6 protein-coding genes are annotated in these 6030 nt (G+C 65.8%); 1 reads left to right on the top strand and 5 read right to left on the bottom strand.

The annotated features are described in order from the left end of the window. The 4 genes from EOD07_RS18800 to EOD07_RS18785 form a co-directional block, all read right to left on the bottom strand. A partial coding sequence (locus tag EOD07_RS18800; RefSeq protein ID WP_164772343.1) for a F0F1 ATP synthase subunit A occupies positions 1 to 310 on the bottom strand: 310 nt, incomplete at its 3' end. A gap of 66 nt (positions 311 to 376) precedes the next feature. Further along, entirely contained in the window at positions 377 to 769 is a 393-nt protein-coding gene (locus EOD07_RS18795) for an AtpZ/AtpI family protein (RefSeq protein WP_040990987.1), read from the bottom strand. Between the two features lie 266 nt (positions 770 to 1035). Further along, positions 1036 to 2217, bottom strand: coding sequence for a cell wall hydrolase (locus EOD07_RS18790; RefSeq protein WP_127236537.1), 1182 nt, complete (start codon positions 2215 to 2217; stop codon positions 1036 to 1038). Between the two features lie 172 nt (positions 2218 to 2389). Next, positions 2390 to 3658 carry an MFS transporter gene (locus EOD07_RS18785; RefSeq protein ID WP_127236536.1) on the bottom strand — a complete coding sequence of 423 codons (1269 nt, stop codon included), beginning with the start codon at positions 3656 to 3658 and terminating at the stop codon, positions 2390 to 2392. A gap of 115 nt (positions 3659 to 3773) precedes the next feature. On the opposite strand from EOD07_RS18785, the gene EOD07_RS18780 reads away from it, so the two are divergent. Continuing rightward, positions 3774 to 4694: a LysR substrate-binding domain-containing protein gene (locus EOD07_RS18780; protein WP_127236535.1), complete on the top strand. Its 921-nt coding sequence runs from the start codon at positions 3774 to 3776 to the stop codon at positions 4692 to 4694. A 210-nt stretch (positions 4695 to 4904) separates the two neighbouring features. Here the strand turns inward: EOD07_RS18780 and der are convergent. Continuing rightward, a partial coding sequence (gene der, locus EOD07_RS18775; RefSeq protein WP_245470266.1) for a ribosome biogenesis GTPase Der occupies positions 4905 to 6030 on the bottom strand: 1126 nt, incomplete at its 5' end.

Genomic DNA, 6030 nt, shown 5'->3' with positions numbered 1-6030 from the left:
AATTGGCGACCAGCACGAACATGAACAGCGAGAACACCAGCGGGAAGAACTGCATGCCCTGCTTGCCGGCGGCATCGCGCAGCATGTTGCCGACGAACTCATAGGCCATCTCGGAGATCGACTGCAGCCGGCCCGGAATGAGCGCGCGGCTGGCGGTGCTCATATAGAGGAAGGCCGAGGCCAGCACGATCGTCACGACCATGAACAGGGAGGAATTGGTGAACGAGACGTCGTAGCCGCCGATATGCAGCGGGATGATCGGATGGATCTGGAACTGGTGGATCGGATCGACCTTGTCAGCAGCAGCCACTTTAAATCCCCGTCAAAGCCACAACCGGCTTCTTAAGTTCACTTCAGCGCCTTGCGGCGCCCCGCTTCATTCTTTTGGCTCGCGCGGCTTGCCGCCCTGGCCGAATTCGGATGCCAGTCCCGCCGAGCGCAGGACGTTGAGTATACCTGCGCCAAAGCCCAGCAACAGGCCCACGATCAGACCCCAAGGCGCTGTTCCCGCCAGGCGGTCGATGATCCAGCCCAGGCCGACACCGACCACCACTCCGGCGATGAACTCGCTGGACAGTTTCAGCGCCTGACCGTAACCGGTCGCAGCTTTCGCTTCGTCTTTCCCCTCGAGCCGGTCCGTGCGTCTCGTCGCAAGCGATGCTTCGAGATCGCGCCGGCGGCGCTCAAGTTCGTCGTCGCGGATGGTGGCTTCTGGCTGCCTGCCGCGGCCGGTTTCTCCGGTTCCGTCTGGCCCGGTTTTGTCGGCCATCGCAACCCCCCTGCCCGGGCAGACGATTGCCGTCCGTCCGCTTCTAAAGTCGCCGGCAACATAGTTAGAGGGTCAGCCCCCGTCAAGCCACGGGCCGAACTTCGAAGCGATGTATTTTTCGCTGTTAAATCAATTAGTTACCAAGGTGCGACATCGTGCCCTTCACGGCCGCGTGAGGACTCGGCGCGAATCCGCGCGGCAAGGCGCGTCCGCCGGGGCACGCAGGCTGCCGGCAGACGGACAGGCGGAGGCGTCGTTTAAACGGCTCAGCTCCAGCCGCCGCCATAGGTGCGATAGAAGATATGCAGCCCGATCCTGGTCATGCGCTGCATGGCGCGCGCCCAGCCCGGGTGAACGTAATTGGCGTAGTAATGCGTCGACGAGCCGACCTCGGGAATGAAGATCTTGCCGGCGGTCACCGCCATGGCGACCTCCTGGGCGGTCTTGTAGGAAGCCTGGTCGGTGATGCTCTTCTTCCTGCCGTCACAGGCGAAGGAAAACTGGCAGCGGTTGAACCAGCTGTCGTTTTGGTAGACGACGCCGCAGATCGTCTTCGGATAAGCCGGGTTGCGGACGCGGTTGAGAATCACCTGCGCGACCGCCGCCTGACCACGCACCGGCTCGCTGCGTGCCTCGAAATAGATGCCCTTGGCCAGGCAGGCCTGCTCGGGCTTGGAAAAGACGCTCGCCGGCAAAGGATTCTGCAGCCAGGCGTGGTCGCCCTTGCCCATCGGCGGAATGAAGCGGCCGTCGTTCGGATCGTCCTGCAGCAGCGCCTCGAAGGGCGAGGCCTTGGCATAGTCGGGCGCGGACTGGGCATAGGCGGTGGCGAGGATATCCGGCTTGTCGTTGTTGACGAGCGCGACAAGGGCGGCCGGCAGATCCGGATCCGGCTTCTTGTCCTCGCGCAGATGGAAGGCCTGGGCGATCTGGACTTCCTTGCCCTTGATGCCGGGCTTGGCGAAGGTGAGCTTCAGGCCGCTGTCCATCGCGGGACGCAGCAGCGAGGAGGTGCGCTCGAAAATCGAGCCGGCGCTGAAATTCTTGGGCGGCGCGACCGGCGAGACCTGGACGAGGCGGCCCTTCTTGTCGGCGCGCACGACGCGGTCCTCATCGGGCGTCGCGCCGGCGGCGTTTCCCTTGCCGCGGAAGGCGACGGTGCCCACGCCCGGCAAATTGACGCCGGAGCCGGAGAGCGAGCCGGTGGCGGTGGAATCGACGAACGGCATTTCGGCGGCATGCACCGAGCCGGCGGCGGATTTCTCGATATAGGCATTCCAGCGGACGTTGGACGATTCCAGGCCGGAGATCAGGCTTGCCATATCCTGATAGGCGACGGCCGACGGAAAGCCGACCCAGATACCGAGCCCGAGCACCAAAGGAGAAAGGAAGGAACGTCTTTTCGCAACGGCGGCGGCGGCAAGCCGCATTGAAACGCGTCGATGCACGGAACTCTCCAGAACGCTACTGACCCCGGAGAGCCAAAATGAAGCATTAACCTTGATGCGGGGTTAACGACATCGATCATGTTCTTTTCATGTTTGAGGAAAGCCGGCTTGCAATTTTCACAGCGGGCCGATGAAGAATCAGGCTTGGGCGGGCGCATCAGGTTTGGCTGAATCAGGCCTGGCGCAGGAAGATCGGCCAGGCGAGCGCCGCGCAGACTGCGGCCGCGAGCCACACGCCCGGCCAGGCGAAGGCCACCAAAATCCAGGGGATGGCGATCGGCACCAGGCAAAAGCCGATGAACACGAAACTGTTGGCCAGGCTGAGCGCGGTGCCGACATGGCCGGCGCCGGCAAGCGTGGCAAGCTCGGTATAGGCGACGCCGTGCCAGGCCGAGACGGATATGCCGGCGACCACGACCATCAGCGGAAGCAGCGGCAGCAGCCACGGCACTCCAGCGGCGCAGGCCGCCAGCAGCCACAACACCAGGAAGGCAAATGCGCTCAACGCGCTGCAGAGCTTCAGGAATGGGCGGCGGTTGCCGTGGCGGTCGGTGAAGCGCCCGCTCCAGACGCGCATCACCATGGCGCCGGTCTGCACGGCGGCGAGGCTCGCGCTGGTCACAAAGGTGCCCATGCCGGCGAAGTCGTGCAGGAAGACCGAGGCGAAGGTCAGCACCGCGACCTGCGGGAAGCAGAGCAGGCCTATTGCCGTCGAGATGCGCCACACCTCGATGTTGCGTAGCGGCGCCGGGCCGCTTGTGGCAGTGACGGCGTGACCGCCGCTCCCCACCGGCGGTTCGTGCAGCCAACGCCAGGCAAACCAGGCCGAGAGCGCGGAGACGGCGGCAAGCAGGCCGAAGACCGCGGCGAAGCCCAAGGCCAGCGCCAGGGAAGGCAGGACAAGCGCGCCCAGCCCGCCGCCGAGCGGCACCGCCGTCTGCCTGATGCTCATGGCAAAGCCGCGCTCGCCCTCGCCGAACCAGCCCATGATGGCGCGGCCGCTGGAGCCGTTGACGCTGCCGCCGAGCAGGCCGGCGGCGAGCAGGCTTGCCGAGAGCAGCGCGACGCCGGGAACGGCTGTTTTCGTCGGTACGACGAGCATTGCCATGATGAATAGCCAGGCCGCAGTGGCGCCAAGCCCTGTCAGGAGCACGCGGCGGTCGCCCCAGCGGTCGGTGAGCACGCCCCAGGGCAATTCGCTCAGCGCCACGCCGAGGCCGAGCAGCCCGAGCGCCAAACCGAGCGAGGCGTTGTCGAGGTGGTAGCCCTGGCGCATCGCCACAGCGGTCGCCGGAATGCCGGAGAAGGTGGCGGAGAAGCCGGCATTGGCGGCGACGCCGATGCCCAGAACCTTCCAGCGATGATTGGGGCCGAAGGCGCGGCGAGCGCCGGCACGCGCATCAGGCGACTGACAGTCGTTTCGTGTGACGATAGCGGACATGGTTCCGTTCCCGTGACGGCCGGCTGGCGGCTTGACGGGCAGGATGTAGCGCCATAGCTTCATCCATAAAATCAGGAAGTTTTTTACCAACAATCCTGAAAATCAGGACAATCTCATGCGCCGCGTCACGTTCGACCTCGATGTCCTCAGAACCTTCGTCACCGGCATGGAACTGGGCAGCTTCGCCAAGGCGGCCGAACGGCTGGGACGCTCGACGTCGGCCGTCAGCGCGCAACTGAAGAAGCTGGAAGAGCAGGCGGATACGCCGATCTTCCGCAAGGCGGGACGCGGCCTGGCGCTCACCGAGGCCGGCGAGACGATGCTCGGCTATGCGCGCCGGCTGATCGAGCTCAACGACGAGGCGGCCTCCGCCATCCGCGACGTCGAGCTGGAAGGCTGGGTGCGGCTCGGCCTGCAGGAGGATTTCGGCGAGGCCGTGCTGCCAGACGTGCTCGGCCGCTTCGCCCGCGCCCACCCGAAGGTTCGGATCGAAGCGCGAATCGGGCGCAGCCACGAGCTTGCCGAGCGTGTGCTCTCAGGCAATCTCGACATCGCGCTCGCCTGGCATGACGGCACGACGCTGCCCTACAGCCGGCATGTCGCCGACGTGCCGGCGCGCTGGATCGGCCCGGCGAAGCCGATCGAGGCAGGTCGGCCCAATGGCGAGCCGCTGCCGCTGGTGGTGTTCGAAGCGCCCTGCCTGTTGCGCACTGTCGCGACGGAGACACTCGACCGCGCAGGCATGCCCTGGCGCATGGCCTTCTCAAGCCCCAGCCTCGGCGGCATCTGGGCGGCGGTGGCGGCGGGACTGGGTCTCACGATCCGCACCGATATCGGCCTGCCCGCCAATGTCAGGGCGATCGCGCCGGGCGTGCTCGGGCTTCCGGCGTTGCCGACGATGGCGCTGCACCTGCACCAGAAGGACGCCGAGCTCGACCCGGTGGCGGCGCGGCTGGCGGAGATTCTCTTGCAGGCGGCGCTGGAGAGGCTGCCGGAGGGAGCGCGAACCGGCGATGGGCTGCGAGAGGTCGCTTAAGCCCCACACTTTCGTCATCCACGGGCGGAGCGACGCGAAGCGGAGCGTAGACCCGAGGATCCATTCCGTTACATCGACCGAATGGTGCAGCGGTGCAGAATTCTGAACCGTGGTGACGCTTCCAAGTTACGGAATGGATCCTCGGGTCTACGCGCGTCGCTTCGCTCCTTGCTTCGCCCGTGGATGACGAAGCGTTGCCGCCCTAATGCCTCACCGCTTCTTCGCCCGACCCGCAAACGGATTGTCGGACGTGCGCAGCGCCATGCGGATCGGCACACCTGGCATGTCGAAGGCCTCGCGCAGGCTGTTCGAGAGATAGCGGACATAGGATTGCGGCATCGCGTCCGGGCGCGAGCAGGAGACGACGAAGCCCGGCGGCCGGGTCTTGGCTTGTGTAACGTATTTGATCTTCAGCCGGCGGCCGGCGACGGCGGGCGGCGGATGATGCGCGAGGATACCTTCCAGCCAGCGGTTGAGCTTGCCGGTGGAGACACGGCTGTTCCACACCCTGTGCGTCTTGATGACGCTTTCCATCAGCTTGTCCAGGCCGCGGCCGGTCTCGGCCGATACCGTCACCGCCTGGATGCCGCGCACCTGCGGCAAAAGCCGCTCGGTCTTCTCGCGCAGCTCGGCCAGCAATTCCTGCGGATTGTCGATCAGGTCCCATTTGTTGAAGGCGATCACCGGCGCCCTGCCCTCGCGTATGATGAGGTCGGCGATCTGCAGGTCCTGCTTCTCGAAGGGAATGGTGGCGTCGAGCACGATGATGACGATCTCGGCGAAGCGGATGGCGCGCAGGCCGTCCTGCACCGAGAGCTTCTCGAGCTTCTCCTGCACCTTCGATTTGCGCCGCATGCCGGCCGTGTCGAACAACTTTATGCTGCGGCCGCGCCAGTCCCAGTCGACCGAGATCGAATCGCGCGTGATGCCCGCTTCCGGGCCGGTGAGCAGCCGCTCCTCGCCGATCAGCGCATTGATCAGCGTCGACTTGCCGGCGTTTGGGCGGCCGACGACGGCGATGCGCAGCGGCTTGGTGTCGTCATAGGGTGCTTCAGCGTCCGGGTCGGCGATGTCCTCGCCGATCAGCACTTCGCTGGCGGCGATCTCATCGCTGTCGTCTTCATCCTCGCCGAGTGTGCGCTCTTCGCCCAAGGCCTCGACCACCGCGTCGCGCAGGTCCGGCATGCCCTGGCCGTGCTCGGCCGAGACCGGGATCGGCTCGCCGAGGTGGTGCGCAAATCCGGCAAGCCGGTGGTGCTGGTCGCCAACAAGGCCGAGGCGCGCGGCGCTCAAGGGGGACTGCTGGAGGCCTGGGAACTCGGCCTCGGCCTTGTTG

This window comes from Mesorhizobium sp. M2C.T.Ca.TU.002.02.1.1 (genome assembly GCF_003997225.1).
This window is presented reverse-complemented; position numbering and strand designations above follow the sequence as displayed.